Origin of the sequence: Micromonospora sp. NPDC051300, from assembly GCF_044455315.1 — a bacterium.
Taxonomy (GTDB): domain Bacteria; phylum Actinomycetota; class Actinomycetes; order Mycobacteriales; family Micromonosporaceae; genus Micromonospora; species Micromonospora robiginosa.
In genome coordinates, this window is record NZ_JBITEP010000013.1 from 41,612 (window position 1) to 58,092 (window position 16,481).

General features: G+C 73.2%; 13 protein-coding genes. 4 read left to right on the forward strand and 9 right to left on the reverse strand.

Annotated elements, in window-relative coordinates; all coding sequences use genetic code 11:
• Nucleotides 1–46 precede the first annotated feature (46 nt).
• From hpt to folE, 3 genes are all read left to right on the forward strand, one after another.
• Nucleotides 47–622, forward strand: coding sequence for a hypoxanthine phosphoribosyltransferase (hpt, locus tag ACIA5A_RS16525; RefSeq protein ID WP_396762331.1), 576 nt, complete (start codon nt 47–49; stop codon nt 620–622).
• Between the two features lie 434 nt (nt 623–1,056).
• A complete protein-coding gene (ftsH, locus tag ACIA5A_RS16530) occupies nt 1,057–3,063 on the forward strand; it encodes an ATP-dependent zinc metalloprotease FtsH (RefSeq protein WP_396762334.1) in 2,007 nt (668 codons plus the stop codon).
• A complete protein-coding gene (gene folE, locus ACIA5A_RS16535) occupies nt 3,060–3,764 on the forward strand; it encodes a GTP cyclohydrolase I FolE (protein ID WP_396762654.1) in 705 nt (234 codons plus the stop codon). Before ftsH ends, folE begins: the two co-directional genes overlap by 4 nt.
• Before the next feature lie 70 nt (nt 3,765–3,834).
• Here the strand turns inward: folE and ACIA5A_RS16540 are convergent, their stop codons facing one another.
• Both ACIA5A_RS16540 and ACIA5A_RS16545 read right to left on the reverse strand, forming a co-directional pair.
• A complete protein-coding gene (locus ACIA5A_RS16540) occupies nt 3,835–4,536 on the reverse strand; it encodes a hypothetical protein (protein ID WP_396762337.1) in 702 nt (233 codons plus the stop codon).
• Complete coding sequence (locus ACIA5A_RS16545) at nt 4,536–7,061, reverse strand: FtsK/SpoIIIE domain-containing protein (RefSeq protein ID WP_396762340.1); 2,526 nt, start codon at nt 7,059–7,061, stop codon at nt 4,536–4,538. Before ACIA5A_RS16545 ends, ACIA5A_RS16540 begins: the two co-directional genes overlap by 1 nt.
• Before the next feature lie 214 nt (nt 7,062–7,275).
• Between ACIA5A_RS16545 and ACIA5A_RS16550 the strand changes: the two genes are divergently transcribed.
• Nucleotides 7,276–7,833, forward strand: a complete 558-nt coding sequence (locus tag ACIA5A_RS16550) for a hypothetical protein (RefSeq protein ID WP_396762657.1) — start codon at nt 7,276–7,278, stop codon at nt 7,831–7,833.
• Nucleotides 7,834–7,840: 7 nt separating this feature from the next.
• On the opposite strand, the gene ACIA5A_RS16555 is transcribed toward ACIA5A_RS16550, so the two are convergent.
• Genes ACIA5A_RS16555 through ACIA5A_RS16585 form a run of 7 tightly spaced genes read right to left on the reverse strand, consistent with a single transcriptional unit; the run spans nt 7,841 to nt 16,255 of the window.
• Nucleotides 7,841–8,440, reverse strand: a complete 600-nt coding sequence (locus tag ACIA5A_RS16555; RefSeq protein WP_396762343.1) for a hypothetical protein — start codon at nt 8,438–8,440, stop codon at nt 7,841–7,843.
• 10 nt (nt 8,441–8,450) lie between these two features.
• The gene (locus ACIA5A_RS16560) at nt 8,451–9,626 is read right to left on the reverse strand and encodes a M23 family metallopeptidase (RefSeq protein ID WP_396762346.1); all 1,176 of its coding nucleotides are present in this window, start codon (nt 9,624–9,626) and stop codon (nt 8,451–8,453) included.
• Nucleotides 9,623–10,183, reverse strand: a complete 561-nt coding sequence (locus ACIA5A_RS16565) for a hypothetical protein (RefSeq protein WP_396762348.1) — start codon at nt 10,181–10,183, stop codon at nt 9,623–9,625. The genes ACIA5A_RS16560 and ACIA5A_RS16565 overlap by 4 nt, the downstream gene beginning before the upstream one ends.
• Nucleotides 10,180–12,120 (reverse strand): MFS transporter, encoded by a 1,941-nt coding sequence (locus tag ACIA5A_RS16570; RefSeq protein WP_396762351.1) that lies wholly within the window; start codon nt 12,118–12,120, stop codon nt 10,180–10,182. Before ACIA5A_RS16570 ends, ACIA5A_RS16565 begins: the two co-directional genes overlap by 4 nt.
• A gap of 1 nt (nt 12,121) precedes the next feature.
• A complete protein-coding gene (locus ACIA5A_RS16575; protein ID WP_396762354.1) occupies nt 12,122–15,514 on the reverse strand; it encodes an ATP-binding protein in 3,393 nt (1,130 codons plus the stop codon).
• A 49-nt stretch (nt 15,515–15,563) separates the two neighbouring features.
• Nucleotides 15,564–15,926, reverse strand: coding sequence for a hypothetical protein (locus ACIA5A_RS16580; protein WP_089157613.1), 363 nt, complete (start codon nt 15,924–15,926; stop codon nt 15,564–15,566).
• 14 nt (nt 15,927–15,940) lie between these two features.
• The gene (locus ACIA5A_RS16585; RefSeq protein ID WP_396762357.1) at nt 15,941–16,255 is read right to left on the reverse strand and encodes a hypothetical protein; all 315 of its coding nucleotides are present in this window, start codon (nt 16,253–16,255) and stop codon (nt 15,941–15,943) included.
• Between the last annotated feature and the right edge of the window lie 226 nt (nt 16,256–16,481).

A 16,481-nucleotide genomic window follows, 5' to 3' on the forward strand; every position in this document is an offset into this window, starting at 1 on the left:
GCGGCCCCGCCGACGGAGGCCATCCGGCGTACGGCAGGCTAGGAGCATGGCTGACGGCTCCTGGTACGACGCCGACATCGACCACGTGATCATCTCCGAGGCGCAGATCCGCGAGAAGACGGCGGAGCTGGCCAAGCAGGTCTCGGCGGACTACGCGCACGTCGAGGACGGTCTCCTGCTCGTCTGCGTGCTCAAGGGCGCGGTCATGTTCATGGCCGACTTCGCCCGCGCGCTGGGCCGCCAGGGCCCGCCCGCCGAGCTGGAGTTCATGGCCGTCTCGTCGTACGGCCAGGGCACCACCTCCTCCGGCGTGGTGCGCATCCTCAAGGACCTGGACCGCGACATCGCCGGCCGGCACGTGGTGGTGGTCGAGGACATCGTCGACTCCGGCCTCACCCTCTCCTGGCTGCTGCGCTACCTGGAGTCGCGCTCCGCGGCCAGCGTCGAGGTGGTCGCCCTGTTCCGCAAGCCGGACGCGGTGAAGGTCGAGGTGCCGGTGAAGTACGTCGGCTTCGACATCCCGACCGAGTTCGTCGTGGGCTACGGCCTCGACTTCGGCGAGCGCTACCGCGAGGTGCCGTACGTCGGGGTGCTGAAGCCCGAGGTCTACGCGCGCGCCTGAACCGCCGTCCGGGTCGCTCGTCAGCGGACGTTCAGCGGGCTCTCAGTCTTTCGGTCTACGGTAGGGGCCGGTGACGTGGAGGCACCCTCCACGCCCGACCTTCCGGGCCGCAAGACCGTGCGGCGTGGGCGGGTCGGGTGCGGAGCTCCCCGCCACGCCGGCTCAAACCCTGGTTCGCCCTACGCGTAAGTGCCGGGCTCACAAGCTCACACCTCGCTCGCATCGAGTCATCAATGTGCGCGACTGCGGGGCTCGCAAGCTCACTCCTCGCGCGCACGGTGTACCGTCGAATGACCGTGGTGCGGCAGTTCGCGCGCCCCGGGGGTCGGGCCGGCCCGCACGGCGGCTCCGGCCGCCGCCCGAGGCGGCGACACCATTCAGACGGTCAGGACGTCGATCAGGAGGATGCGGGCGTCTCGGCGCCCGACGACAGCATGGAACGTACGCGTTTCTTCCGCCGACCGGTGGTCTGGATCATCCTGGTCATCCTCGGCGCCGTTGTGCTCAGTCAACTGTTCACCGCTGGTCCGAGCTACCACCGGGTGGACACATCCGTTGCGCTCGACCAGCTCAATAAGGGTGGCATCGACAAGGTCGTCTTCCAGGACAAGGAGCAGACGCTCCAGCTCGACCTGAAGGACAAGGCCAAGTTCGGCGACACCACCACCGACAAGATCGAGGCGCAGTTCCCCTACGAGGTCGGCGGCCAGGTCTGGAACCAGGTCCGCGAGGCCGAGGCGGCGGACCGGATCACCGGTGCGGTCGACACCAAGGTGTCGTCGGACAGCATCTGGGTCAGCCTGCTGGTCAACCTCCTCCCCATCGCGCTGCTCGTGCTCCTGCTGCTGTTCTTCATGTCGCAGATGCAGGGCGGCGGCTCGCGGGTGCTCAACTTCGGCAAGTCCAAGGCGAAGATGATCACCAAGGACACCCCGAAGACCACCTTCGCGGACGTGGCCGGGGCGGAAGAGGCAGTCGAGGAACTGCACGAGATCAAGGACTTCCTGCAGAACCCGGCGAAATACCAGGCCCTGGGCGCCAAGATCCCGAAGGGCGTGCTGCTCTTCGGCCCGCCCGGCACCGGTAAGACGCTGCTGGCCCGGGCCGTGGCCGGCGAGGCCGGGGTGCCGTTCTACTCCATCTCCGGCTCCGACTTCGTCGAGATGTTCGTCGGTGTCGGCGCCAGCCGGGTCCGCGACCTCTTCGAGCAGGCCAAGTCGAACGCCCCGGCGATCGTCTTCGTCGACGAGATCGACGCGGTCGGCCGGCACCGCGGCGCCGGCATGGGCGGCGGCCACGACGAGCGGGAGCAGACCCTCAACCAGCTCCTGGTCGAGATGGACGGCTTCGACACCAAGGGCGGCGTCATCCTGATCGCCGCCACCAACCGGCCGGACATCCTCGACCCGGCGCTGCTGCGCCCGGGCCGGTTCGACAGGCAGATCCCGGTCGACGCCCCCGACATGGAGGGCCGCAAGGCCATCCTCCGGGTGCACGCCAAGGGCAAGCCGTTCACGCCCGACGTCGACCTCGACGCGGTCGCCCGGCGTACCCCGGGCTTCTCCGGCGCCGACCTGGCCAACGTGATCAACGAGTCCGCGCTGCTCACCGCGCGCAAGGAGCAGCGGGCGATCTCCAACGACTCGCTCGAGGAGTCGATCGACCGGGTGATCGCCGGTCCGCAGCGCCGGACCCGGGTGATGAGCGACCAGGAAAAGAAGATCACCGCGTACCACGAGGGTGGACACGCGCTGGTCGCCTGGGCGCTGCCGCACGCCGCGCCGGTGCACAAGGTGACCATCCTGTCCCGTGGCCGGTCGCTGGGTCACACGCTGGTCCTCCCCACCGAGGACAAGTACACCCAGACCCGGGCCGAGATGATCGACACCCTGGCGTACGCGCTGGGCGGCCGGGCGGCCGAGGAACTCGTGTTCCACGAGCCGACCACCGGCGCCGGCAACGACATCGAGAAGGCCACCCAACTGGCCCGCGCGATGATCACCCAGTACGGCATGAGCTCCAAGCTCGGTGCGATCAAGTACGGCACCAGCGGCGACGAGCCGTTCCTCGGCCGCAACATGGGCCACGAGCGGGACTACTCCGACTCGGTGGCCGCCGAGATCGACAGCGAGATGCGCGCGCTGATCGAGCTGGCCCACGACGAGGCCTGGGAGATCCTGGTGGAATACCGGGACGTGCTGGACAACATGGTCCTCGAGCTGATGGAGAAGGAGACCCTCTCCACCGCCGACATGGCCCGGATCGCCGCCCGGGTGGTCAAGCGCCCGCCGATGGCGCCCTACCACGGCTTCGGCAAGCGCCAGCCCTCCACCGAGCCGCCGGTGCTCACCCCGGCCGAGAAGGACGCGCTGCAGAAGCAGGCCACGGCCGACGGCATCTCGGTCGGCGGATCCAGCAACAACTCGGACGGTACGCACTGAGCACCGACCCGACGGCCGGCTCCCCCCACCGGGAGCCGGCCGTTTCCGCTACCGAGCCCGACGGCGACGACGCGCTCGACTACGTCGCCGCGCGCCTGATCAGCGGCAAGCTGACCGGCGGCCCGGTCGAGGACAGTGTCGACCTGCCCCGGATCGAGAAAGCCGTCCGGGAGATCCTCATCGCGGTAGGCGAGGACCCCGACCGGGACGGCCTCCAGCAGACCCCCGCCCGGGTCGCCCGCGCCTACGCCGAACTCTTCGCCGGCCTCCGCGTCGACCCGGCGCAGGTGCTCCGCACCACCTTCGAGGCCAACCACGAAGAGCTGGTGCTGGTCCGGGACATCGACGTGATGAGCCTCTGCGAGCACCACCTGCTGCCGTTCAGGGGCAGCGCGCACATCGGCTACATCCCCGGCCCGGACGGCCGGATCACCGGCCTGTCCAAGCTGGCCCGGCTGGTCGAGGTGTTCGCCCGCCGGCCGCAGGTGCAGGAACGGCTCACCTCGCAGATCGCCGACCTGCTGATGTCCAGCCTCGCCCCGCGCGGGGTCATCGTGGTGCTCGAGTGCGAGCACATGTGCATGGCCATGCGCGGCATCCAGAAGTCCGGCGCCAAGACCATCACCTCGGCCGTCCGGGGCGGCCTGCAGAACGACGCCAAGTCGCGGGCCGAGGCGATGGCCCTGATCATGCACCGCTGACCCGACGGCTCCCCGGCCGCGCGCTCCCCACCCGAGGAGGCGCGGCCGTCGCCGTTCCCGGCGGCGACGATCAGTCGGGCAGCATGGCCAGCAGCAGGCCGGCGGCGGTGAGCACCGCCGGGACCAGGCAGACCAGCGCACCGAACCGGGGCGTCCGGTCCACCCGGTCGGTCGGGCGCGGACGGAAGACCCGCCCCACCGCCAACCAGCCCAGCATGAACGCGACAGCCGGCAGCGGCAGCCCCACCAGCAGCGCCAGCACGGTCACCGGACCCGGGCCGGCCACCGCGTAGAGCACGAGTTGCAGCAGCGGCACCACAAGCGCCACCGGCCCGTACACCAGCAGGTTGCGCGGGCGGGACGGCAAGCGGGCCAGCCGGGGCAGGCCGCGCGCGGACAGGGTGTCGTCGGCCGCGTCCGCCCAGCCGCCGGCCACACGCAGCGTTGCCAGCACCGCCGACGGCCCACCCGCCATCGACCGGGCCGCCTCGGTCACCTCAGGCGGCGTCGGGACCAGGGAGATCGCCGGCACCCCCGCCTCACGAAGCCGGGACTGCTGGGACGCCAGCCGCTCGCGTACCCCGGTCAGCTCCTCGCGGGCCGCCGCCACCGACCGGGCCTGCTCCCCGGCGGCGGTCGCCGCCGACCGGCGTACGCCGTCGAGCTGCCGCGTGGCCGCCACGTATTCCGCCCAGGCCGACCCGGCGGGGTCCACCGCCACCGTAGGGTCACCGGCCCGCGGCCCCGGCACCAGCGTCGGAGTCTCGCTCATCAGGCCGCCTCCCCGGCGCCGAACGGCACGAAGACCGTGCCCTGCTCCTCCGGGCCGTCCCAGAGCACCGCGCGACCGGGGCGCGGCTCCCACCACACCGGACGGTCGAACAGCCGCTCCAGCCGGCCACCGGGCACGTCGGTGACCGCCACGGCGGTGAGCTTGTCCACCTCGCCCTCCGGGCCGAGCAGCCCGGCCAACGGGCCCGGCGTGCGCCACCAGCCGAGCAGGTGCCGGCCGGTCGGCGGCCCCTCCAACAGCAGCGACCGCAGGAGCTCCGGGGGCAGCTCGGTGGCGTCCGGCACGTCCGACCCGAACACCACCAGGTAGCCCGGCTCGCCCGCCTCGATCGCCGCCCGCAGCCCGGCCGCGTCGACCGTCTCCACCCGGTGCCGGCCGGACAGCTCGGCGGCGAGCACACCGGCCGGCTCGGCCGAACCGTTCGCCAGCGGCGCCAGCACGAACCGGCCCGGCTCCGGCTGCGCCGCCGCCGCACTGCGCACCGCCGTCACCAGCAGCCGCTCCGCCTCCTCGTCGCGGCCCAGCACGGCCAGGTTCCGCCCGGCGGCCGGGCCGAGCGGCACCGCCACCGTGGTGCGCCGGACGTCCACCGCGCGACCCAGCAGCGCGGCCGGCGCGTGGACCCGCCCGGACAGCGCGGCCCGATGACGCGGGTCGTTCGCGAGCAGCGGGCGGGCGTAACCGGCGAACACCACAGGCGGGACGGACCCCTCCGGCCGGGCCGACCAGAGCCGCCGCCGCAGGTCGGTGAGGACCTCCGGATCGCCGTACGGGTCCGGGAAGCGGATCATCCGCTCGTGGCCGCGGGTCGCGCCGCGCGGACCGCCCAGCCCACCGGCCGTGTTGACCACCGCGCTGCCCACCGGCAGGCCCGCCGCCGAGTCGTTCGCCGGCTCCAGCACCGCCGAACCGCCGGGCAGCGCCACCCGCACCGGGAACTGCCCGAGCAGCGGATCGCGCGGGCCGCCGATGCCCAGGTCACCCTCGCCCGCCAGGACCAGGTGGATCCCGTACGCGCGGGCGGCGCGGGCCAGCGCGTCCAACCGGGCCAGCAGGTCGGTGGCGAGCCGGTCCCGCTCGCGCAGCACCAGTGGGAAGTTGTCGATCACGCAGACGACGCGGGGCAGCGGCTGGTGCTGGCGCAACTCGGCGTAGCGCTGCCCGCCGGCCCGCCGCGACGCCTCCTCCCGGCGACGCACCTCCGCCTCCAGCTCGCCGAGCAGGTCCGCCACGTACTCCCGGTCGGCGGCCATCCCGGCGGCGCGGACCTGCGGCACCCAGGACCGGTCCCGCTCGGTCTGGAGGAACTCCACGAACGACTCGCCGTCGCCCAGATCGGCCAGATAGAACGCCAGCTCGTCCGGGCCGTAGCGAGTGGCCAGCCCGAACAACGCGTCGGTGAGGAACGCCGACCGGCCCGCCTGCGAGCGGCCGCTCACCAGCCAGTGCGGGGTCAGCTCGGTGAAGCCGAGACTCACCGGGCGCCCCGCCGCGTCGCCCACCGTGGTGCTGAGCCCGTCGACCGAGTCGGCGGTCCACAACCCGTCCGACGGCAGCAGGTCGGCCAGGGCCAGCCGGGAACCGTCCTCGATCTGCCGGGCCAACCGCCGGCACACCTCGGTCACCAGCTCCGCCGGCGGATCGTCGTCCACGAACACCGGCGAGTTCAACCCGCCCGGCGACTCCGCGCCCGGGCTGCTGAACCCGGCCGCCGGCGGGTCACCGACAAGCGCGTACGCGGTGCGCACCGCGAGCGGGGTGGCCCGGGGCAACGGGCCGTCGCCGGGCCACCCGGCGACCACCAGGTGCAGGCCGGCGCGCGGCCCCCGATCGGCCAGGTCGACGAGCCGACCCAGGTCGGTGGCGGTCGCGCCGTCCGGCAGCGCGGCCACCACGAGCAGCAGCGTGCGATCGTGACCACGCTGTCGGGCCGTCCCGGCGGCCACCCACTGCTCCGCCTCGGCCAGCACCGCGTGCCACCCGGCGAGGTCGGTGGCCGGCGGCGACAGCAGGCCCGCGTCGGCGAGCGCCGCGAAACCGGCGAACGTGTCACCGCCACCCCCGTCGACCACCCGGGCCAGCACGGCACCCGCCGGTGTCGCCGCGAACAGGCGCAGCAGCAGCGCCCGGAGCAGCCCCGCCACCCGAGGCTCCCCGGCGTCGACGTCGACGCACAGGTGGCCGCTGCCGAACAGGGGCACCAGCGTGGGGAAACGGGCGTCGTCCAGTGGCGCGGCGGCACCGACCCGCACCCAACCCGGAGGGCCGTCGCCCGGCGCGGTGGACGGCGTCAACGCCTCCAGCGGCGCGCCGGCCCAACCGGGCGCCACCCGCTCGGCCGCCGCCCGCAGGCGCTCGGCCAACTCGTACTGTCGATGATGGTCCGCCGGCGCCGGCCGGATCTCGTCGAGGATGCCGGCCGCCGCGGTCGCCGCAGCCTCGGCCCGCCGGTGCAGCGCGGCGGCCCGGCCGGCACGCGCCTTCGGAGTCGCCACCGCGTCCACCTCTCTTCCCGAGGCCGACATCTTCCCCCCGAGCTGTGACGGTAACCCAGCCAGGAGCCGTCCACCGGGATGTCGGTCGGCGCGGTGAGCTGCGCGGCGGTGAGCAGCCTCACCCGATCGCGGGCCGGCCTCCGCCCGGCGGTTCGCCACGATCCGCCAGTTCTGAGGCATTGGGTACGCGGCGCGTAGCCGATAGCCTCAGGAGGTGGAATCAGTGCAGCCCCCCGCCGGTTCCCAGGTCTCCCGCGTACCGGCGCAGCGGACCCCGCCGGAGCAGTTGGCGCCCCCCGCGCCCGCTCCGGCTCCGGTGCGGCCGAAGCGCCCGCTGCGCACCGTTCTCGCGATCGTGGCGGGGGTGTTGGCGTTGCTCTGCACGGGCGGCGCGGTGGTCGGTTTCGTCCTGTACGACCGGGCGACCGCCCCGGACCGCAGCGCCCCGGACGTGGTCGTGGACAACTACCTCCGGGCCTTTCTGGTGGACCGTAACGACACCAAAGCGAAGGAGTTCACGTGTGTTGGACGGGCCAGCCTGGACGGGTTGCGTGCGCTTAGAGACGACCTGGTCGCCAGGGAGCAGCGGTTCAGCACGACGATCTCGGTCAGTTGGGGTCCGCTGACGGCCCAAGAGTCCGGCGACGTAGCGGTGGTCGAGGTCGAAATCATCAGCTCCGCTTCCGTGGACGGCGTGTCGCAGGCTGACCGGCAGGGCTGGCGGTTCGAGACGAGGCGCGAGAACGGTTGGGGAGTTTGTGCCGCTCAGCGCGCCGGTTGAGACAGCCCTATTCCAACCAGAGGAGGTGGACCGGAACCTCCAGGGTGGTGGGGGCCTGGCCGCGCCAGGCCCAGCGGTACCACTCCAGTTCCGGCGCCACCCGGACGCAGATGTCGCCCTCCGCGCCGGCATAGGTCTCGGTGACCGCGCGTAGGTCACGCCGCTCCGCGCCGCCGTCCACGTGCACCACCCGTCGCCCGGTCACGGCGTCGGCCTCGAACACCGCCGTCGGCGGCCGGCGGGTCGGCGTGTCGAGGGAGACCAACTGCAGGCCCGATCCGGTGGACGCCGGGGACGGTCGCCGCTCGCCTACCGTCTCGACCCAGACGCGTTCCACCGGCACCAGCGGCGCGAACACCTCCACCTGCTCGGACTCGGCCCGGTACCACTCGTGTTCCGGAATGACCGGCACGTAGGTGCGGCTGCCCTGCACCACCCGCTCGTCGGCCCGCAGGTCGCCCCGCCAGCCCAGGCCGGGCAGGCCGACCAGCACGCGGCGACCGCGCAGCTCGGCGTCGCCGACGGCGGGCACGACGTCGATCGGGCGGGGCGGAAGCGGAGCCCAGTCGGGCCGGTCCGCGAAAGGGTCGGGAAGGGGATCGCTCACCTGCGGGACCTCACTCGGTCTCGCCCAGGGGCGCGCCCCGTTCGCGCATGAACGGCACCGGGTTCTCGGCGCCGTTGCTCGACCGGTCGCTGTCGTGGTGCACCTCGAAGTGCAGGTGCGGACCGGAGGAGTTGCCGCTGGTGCCGGAGAGCCCGATCACCTCGCCGGCCGCGACCTCCTGGCCGGGCCGGACCTTGGGCCGTTCGATCATGTGACAGTAGCGGGTGATGAACCCGCCGGCGTGCAGGATGTCCACGAACCAGCCGCAGCCGCCCTTGTCCGGCCAGCCGTCCCGGTCGCAGTCCCGTCGACCGGAGTGGTCGGGGTCGCACTTGGACACCAGCACCCGCCCGGCCGACGCGGCATGGATCGGGGTCCGCTTGCCCGCGGCCAGGTCCACGCCGTCGTGGCTCGGGCGGGCATCGGTCCGGAAGCCGGAGACCACGCCGCCGGGCAGCGGCGCGGTCCAGCCGGAGGCGGCGATCCGCGCCCCGGCGGCGGCGTCGCAGACGGCCTTGCCGGCGATCTCGACGGTCCGGGCCGCCCCACCGGCGAGCGCGTCGACGATCCGCCCGGCCAGCTCCTCGTGCTTGGCGTAGGCGTCGGGGAACGCGCTGACCTGCACCCGCTGCGCCACCACCGTGAGCGGTCGCTGCTGCCAGTTCGGCACCTTGACCATCTTCTGGTAGAACTTGCGGGCCGTGTAGGAGGGTGTCATCCGCTGCTCGACGCTGCCCCAGCCGGGCCGCTGCTGGAACAGGCCCAGCGAGTCGTGGTCGGCGCCGACGCCCTCGTGCGGCAGCGCCAGCGACGCCGGCACCGTGGTGTTGGCCAGGTTGCGCAGCGCGGACTCCTGCATCGCGGTGGCGAGCGCGATGACCCAGCCGCGGGCGGGGAGCTTCATGTCCTGCCCGACCTTGATGATGACGGCGGCGTTGCGCAACTGGCCGTCGCCGTACTCGGCGAAGCGCGGCATGTCGCCGGTCAGGTTCACCTCGTAGGCGGGGTCGCAGCTCAGGCCGGCGAGCTTCGGGTCCTCCGGGTCGCCACCCAGTTCGGTGAGGAAGAAGGCGCCGGCACCGCCGACGCAGCAGAGCAGCGTGAGCACGGCGGTGACCGCGGTGGCCAGCACGCCGACCCGCAGCTTGCGGCGGACCCGCACGGCCGCGGCCGGCCCGGTGCTCACGACCGCTCCCAGTCGACCGCGTCCACCAGCCACGGTCCGTCCTCGGCGACCAGGTCGAGCCGGAGCGTGCCGCTGTCCAGCGGGATCGACGCCTCCACGAAGGACTCGGTGCGGGGGCGGAGCGTCGGCGGGCCGGTGGGCCGTCGCGCGGGCACGGTCTCCGGGTCGGCGCCGCTCATCTTCTCCACCAGCGCCGGCGTGGAGAGCGGGCGCAGTCGGGCCTGCCAGGCGTCGCCGGAGCTGCCCGGGCCGGTCAGCCACGCGGTGGTGAACCGCTCGGCCACCTGCTCGGGCGTGGGTTCACCCGAGCGGGTCCTCGGGGCGACCGCGGCCGGCGGGCTGGACAGCACCCCGTCCTCGCCGGCCTCGGGATCCACGGTGCTGATCGGCTGGGTGGGGCGGACGGCCACGCCGGCACCCGGGTCCCCGGGACCGGAGACGAGCCGGGCCGCGCCGATCACGCCGAAGATGAGCACGGCGATCACCAGCGCGACGCCGAGCCGGGACCGCAGGACCCGGGTGAAGAGGAATTCCACCGCCCGCCGCACCGGAGTCATCTCGCCTCGGAGCGGATCCGCGGTGCCGGCCGGGTGGCCGGGGCGTCACGACCCGCCGAGTCCGGCCGGTAGACGGCGTAGGACGGCGCCTCCTCGGGCACGTCCGGCTCGGTCCAGGTGGACGGCGCGCGGCGCGGCCGGGGCGCGGTGGCGGGACGGCCGCCCCGGCGCTCGGTCGCGGGCGCCTCGTCCGGCCGTTCCCGCCCGTCCGGGCGCTCCCTCTCCTCTGTCGTGGCCGAGTGCGCCGGGTCCTCGTGCCGGGCCTCCGGCCGGAGACTGCGCTGGTCGGCCACCGCGCCGCGCCGACGGCCGAACGCCGGCTCGTTGGTGCCGCCGGGCTCGGCCACGTCCAGCCGGGCGGCGACCCGCATGTCGCGGAAGAACCGGCGGTGCCACGAGCCGGCCGAGCTGACCGCCTCGCTGCTGTCCTTGCCGCCGAGCTGGGTGATCCGCCGGTACGGCCGCAGCAGCAGCCACCCCACCACCCCGCAGAGCCAGACCAGCACCACCTGGAGCCAGCCGGGCAGCGTGGCCGTGTTCATGATCAGATCGACCGCGAAGAGGTAGACGGCCGCGCCGGTGCCGAAGATGGCGATGTTGAACACGGCGGCGACCACGGCGTTCGCGAGCCGGCGGAGGCCGGCGCTGGCCGGGCGCATCAGGCCGACCGTGCCGAGGATCGGCGCGGCGATCACCGCCCACCGGAAGATCAGGAAGCCGAGCAGCACCAGCACCGACGCGGTCAGGTCGAACATGGCGAAGAGCAGCGAGGCCAGGACCGCGATGAAGCCGGCCCCGATCCGGTCCATGTCCTTGGTGCCCTGGAGGTACTCGTACGCCTCCGGGTCCTCCGACTTGACCTGCTCGGCGACCCTGGCCCACTGCTGCTGCTTCGCCTTGATGGTGCCCTCGCGCGTCGCCGGGTTCTGGCGGAGCTTCTCCGACTCTTCCCAGGTCAGGGACTTGGCGTCGTAGAGGGCCGGACCGTACTTCTTCGCGGTCTCGCTGTCCGCCGAGCCGAGCACACCCCGCAGCCAGTTGCGGTAGAGCATGGTCTCGGTGGCGGTGTCACTGGCCCGTACGGCGGGTGGGCGCTTGTCGACGCAGGCGCTCGGGTTGGGCAGGACGCACTTGTCCGGTGGGATGTCCTTCGTGGCGGGGCCGACCGCGTCGTGCACCACGCCGAGTGTGGTGATCAGTGTGCTGTCGGCGATGTTCGCGGACTTCACCGGCCAGGCCGCCAGCGCGGTCACCGCCACCATCACCAGGATGGCCCAGCCGGCCGTGGTCATCGCGTTGCTCATGTCCGACTGGCGGGAGCGCCAGAGCAGGTAGAGGCCGACGACGCAGATGGTGATGATGCCGAAGACGCTGAACACCTTCTGGTAGACCGCCTTGGTGGCCTGCTCCACCAGTGGATCCGCCCAGCGCCACATGGTCCGGGGGTCCCAGGCGCGTTCCCGCAACGCGTTCGACGCGCCGATCACCGCGTTGGCGAACATGAACTCGCCGTTCGCCACCATCGTGGTGAAGCGGTAGTCCGGGTGGAGCACCGACGAGGCGCAGCCGCCGTCCACGTCGTACGTGGTGTAGCTGTAGCCGGCGTATCCGTAGTCGCTGTAGAGGCCCTTCGGGCCGGGCTGCTTGGCGGAGTCGGGCCGGGAGGCGAACCAGCCGGCCAGGCCGGAGTCGGGCGCGCCGGGCACCGGTGCGTTACGGCACTCGACCTGGTCCTCGCTGACCGCCTTGAGCCGGTTGACGCAGGCGCGGAAGTCGGTCTGCCACTCCTTGGTGCTGCACAGCTCGGCCCGTGCCCGGGTGGTCGGGCCGGCGGCCTGCGCCGGTGTGGCGCCGATCAGCGGCCAGGAGATCGTGGCCCCGGCGAGTACGCCGAGAGCGATGAGGAGCGCCGTGATCCGTGCCCGGGCCCTCGCCATGTCACGCCTCCAGATCAGCCAGCACGGTCGGCAGTTGCCCGGCGGCCTGGGCGACCGCGGCGGGGGTGGTGTCCAGGTGCTTGAGCAGCCCGTCGACGTACGACACGTCGACCCGGACCTTCTGCACGCGTCCGTCGACGTCGCGCATGACGAACTCACGGAACCCGAGCCGGTTGGCCGAGCCGCTGTCGGCCTGGGAGAGCGAGGCGAGTGTCGCCTCGTAGCCGTCGTCGACAGGCACCCGCAGCAGCCGCAGCGCCTCGGAGGCGATCTCGCTGTCCTCGGCGATCCGGCCGACGAAGACGGTGGAGACGAGGTTCTGCACGTCGAGGCCGAGGATGTCCTTCGGGTTCTGCGAGGCGACGAGCGCGGCCAGGTTCCACTTGCGGGAGTCGCGGGCGAGCCGGACCAGGAACGACCGGCCGGAGCGCCAGCCCTCCATGAAGTGCGCCTCGTCCAGGCCGACGAGTTTGCGGGAGGACATCGAGCCGCCGTAGCAGCGGCGGACCGCGAGCCGGTGCGCGGTGTGCAGCATCGGCAGGGCCAGCGCCTCCTCGGCCGACCAGTACTCTCGCTCGATCTTGAGGTCGGGCAGTCTCAGACCGGCCATGGTGATCACGGTGAGCGCGGCGTCGGCGCCGAGCAGCCCCTCCGGCGGTCGGCCGAAGAAGAGCATGGCCAGCGGCATCTCGGCGGTGTCGAGCAGCAGGTTGGCCAGCTCGCGGCCGGCGTCGTCGTCGAGGCCCTGGAGGCAGGCCACCACGTCGTCCAGGGTGGACGTCTCCTCGGCCGGCACCTGGCGCACCGCGTGCCGGAACAGCGTGGCGGTGGACGCCTCCCGGGCCACCTGTGGCGGCACCAGCATCATGCAGATGTCCTGCACCAGCATGCGGCGTTCGGCACGGGCGTTGGAGACGGCGATCTCGAACTCCCGGTCCCCGGCCGGCCCGGTGGGGAACTCGCTGCGCAGCGGTGTGGGGATCAGCGCGTAGGGCGCCAGGGTGCCCTGCTCGGAGCCGGTCAGGTTGAGCACCCGCGAGTAGGGCGCCAGCTCGGGCATGGCACAGAGCCGGGCCAGCGGGCCGGAGGGGTCGAGCAGCGTCACCTGCACGCCCCGTCGCGCGGACAGGTAGCCGAGCGCGCCGAGCAGGGTGGACTTGCCACCGCCGGGCTCGGCGACGAAGACGGCGAGGCCGGAGCGCTCCCGCACCTCCATCGGGAAGTGCAGGTCGAGGAAGACCGGGCGGCGGCAGGTGCCGGCGGTCCGGCCGATCAGGTCGCCGCGCCGGTCGCCGACGGTGCTCGCGGCCTGCGGCAGCGCGGCGGCGAGCAGGTTGACAGGCATCCGCCGGACGTAACCGGTGTTGGCGATCGGCTCGCCGGGGATGAACTCGCGGGCCAGCCAGTCCTGGTTCTTCGGGTGCTGGAGCGAGATCCGCAGCTCCCGGGAGTAGAGCTGGATGAGCCGGCGGGCCCGTTCCAGGCACTCCTCCCGGGTGCGACCGCCGACCGCGATGCGGTGCCAGCCGTGCGCGCGGGCGGAGTCGACGGGCAGGCCGGTGGTCATCTCGTCGCCGATCACCAGCGCCCGCTTGGCCAACCGCTCCAGCTCGGGCGGGGCGTCGATGCCGTGCTCGGCGTAGTCGAGCTGCTGGGAGCGGATCATCCGGAGCCGGTGTTCGAGGTTCCGGAAGGAGTCGTTGGGGCCGAGGATGTCGACCCGGGTGGACAGCTCCATCGGCCACGGCAGCCGCTCGTGGAAGTGCAGCCAGGGCTCGTGCCGTTCGGGGATCTCCAGCGGCTCCATCCGGCCGACCGCGAGCACTGCCACGTGCCGCTCCTCGCCGGTCATCCGGTTGACCAGCTTGACCGTCGAGCCGTAGGGCGTGCGGTAGCGCTCGACCTGCTCGGTGAGGGCCAGCAGGTCGCCGCGTTCCCACCGGCCGTTGGTGATCGGGGAGAGCACGCCTGGCGGCGCCATGCAGAGCGCCACCGAGCGGTAGAGCAGCCATTCCAGCTCGGGCGCGCTGACCCGGCGGCCGCGCATGCCGAACGCGCCGAGCACCTCGTCGAACTGCTCGACGGTGCGGCCGAGGCGGCGTCGCTCGCCGTCGGCGGTGCCCCGGCCGAACGTGCGCAGCAGCCGCTCGGTGAGCGAGTCGCCGAGCGACCGGCGGGCGAAGGTGACGCCGAGGTAGGTCTGGCCCTCGGCGTGGTTGACCGACATCAGGTGCCGCTGGGCGGCGACCAGGTGGTCGGCCCAGCCGGTCGTGCCGGGCACGTCGGGCAGCGGGGCGGCGGTGAGCCCGTCGATGGTGCGGGCCCACTCGTCGGCCGGGAACGGCCGGGTGGTCCGGCGCAGGTGCAGCCGGAACCCGGCCAGGCCGGCGTACTGCTCGGAGATCGCCGAGAGCAGCGCCTCGCGTTCCGCGTCCGGGCGGAACGCCCAGCGCACCTCGGGCAGCCAGTACCACGCGGTGACCGTGTTGGGGGTGAAGGTGAGGTGCCCGGCGATCTCGGTGATGGCCAGCTCGACCGAGGGGTCCCGGTCGCCGAACTTGATCTTCGGGGCGCGGACCCGGACCGGCCTGGCCGGCTTGTTCCGACGGTCGGCGGAACGCTGCCGGGGCGGCGTCACCTCCCGGTGCGCCGGCCGGCCGACCTCGCGCGACGGCGCGGCCGGCAGCGGGTACGCGTCCACCGGCTCGGGTGCCGGCTCGCGCCGCTCGTTGTGGCGGGCGGGGGCACGCGTCCCGGCCGGGGTCGGCGGGACGGCGGCGGGTTCGGCGACCGGCTCCGGCTCGGCGGTGGGCCGGAGCGCGGGCAGCCGGTCACCGGCCTGCGACGGCACCCGGCTGCGGGTGGCGGGCGGCGGGTCGAGCGCGGGTGGCGGCGTGGGCGCGGCGATCGCGGGCTCGGGGCGGGGGCGCCCCACCGCGCGTACGCCGGGGGTGTGCTCCCGGACCGGCGGCTCGGGTTCGGCCGGCGGGGCCGCCTCGACCGGCGCGACGGGCTGGTGCGGGATCGGCAGGGCGTCGCGGCCCACGCCGCGTCGGGGCGGCGCCACCACCGGTTCCACCTGGGTGGTCGGCGGGGTGGCCGGGGCGACGGGGCGTCGGCCCCGGGGCGACGCGCCGCCGAACAGGTCGAGGAAGGGCGAGTCGATGTCGCCGTCGGGGCGGACCGGCTCGCGGGGTTCGGCGCCGCGCGGGGCGAGTGGACGCGGTGGCTGGAAGACGCCGACCCGGCCGTGCCCCGGACTGGTGACGAGCGCGGTGTCCAGGACGACCTCGTCGCGCTCCTCGTCAGACGGGTAGTCGAACGACCGCGCACGGTGACCGGGCGAGCCGGCCGGACGCCCGGCCGGGGAACCCGGCGTGGAAGAGCGACTCATGCGACCGCCTCACCCGCGTCGTTCGTCTGCACCGTCGGTGTGCGCCCGGTCATGCCAGTTCCTCCCGGATCCTGATCCGGCTCGCGACGAGGCGCGGGTCCCGCAGCTCGGCGGCCGGCTCCCGGGTGCGTCGCCAGTCGGTCAGCGCGGTCCGGATGACCATGCGCGCCGGCCGGTCCGGGTCGACGTACCGGAAGATGAACGAGGTCGTCACGATGGCGAGTGAGATCTCCCAGGCGGGGAAGAGCTCGACCTGGAGCGTGAACAACCAGTGGATGAACACGTAGAGGGGGACGAGCAGCATGAACAGGCCGTACTGGGCGTACGGCAGGTGGACGGGAAGGGTGTAGCCGGGCGGGCCCAGGTAGACCAGGCGTGCCCGGTAGATGTCGTCGTCGGTGCGCAGCCGCATCGTCGCCCAACGCCCTACTCGAAGATGAGGTTGATCAGGTAGTCGCCGACGAAGAAGAGTGTGGCCGCGCCGGCGATGAAGGCCAACCCGATGATGGCGATGGCCGAGCTGGTCAGCACCTTGGAGATCTCGCCCCGGCTGGCGCGGCCGATGAAGATGACGCCGAGCACGGCGAGCAGGATCGGCGCGACCTTGCTGGCGAAGAAGGTGACGACGTTGTCGGTGTCGATGCCCTTCGGGGCCGGCTCGGCGAGTGGAGTCGACGCCAGGGTGTGGAGCGCGTGGTCGACGGCGTTCGTCGCCGTTGCCATGAGCTCGATGGCGATCACTGGAAACCTCCCCAAAGGTCGCGGCCGGCGGCGCCGCGGTGGTGGTGCAGTTAGGCAAGCCTGGCGGGATGGTGCTCGTCAGGAACAGCGCACTCGACGCTGAGTCCGTCACTCGCCACGTAGGGTGGTGAGTTATGGGCGGATTCGTCCCGCTTCGGCCCTCCCTCCAGGCTTCGCCATCTCGATGCTGGGCAATTCCAAAGCGTACGGGCCGGCCACCTTTGCG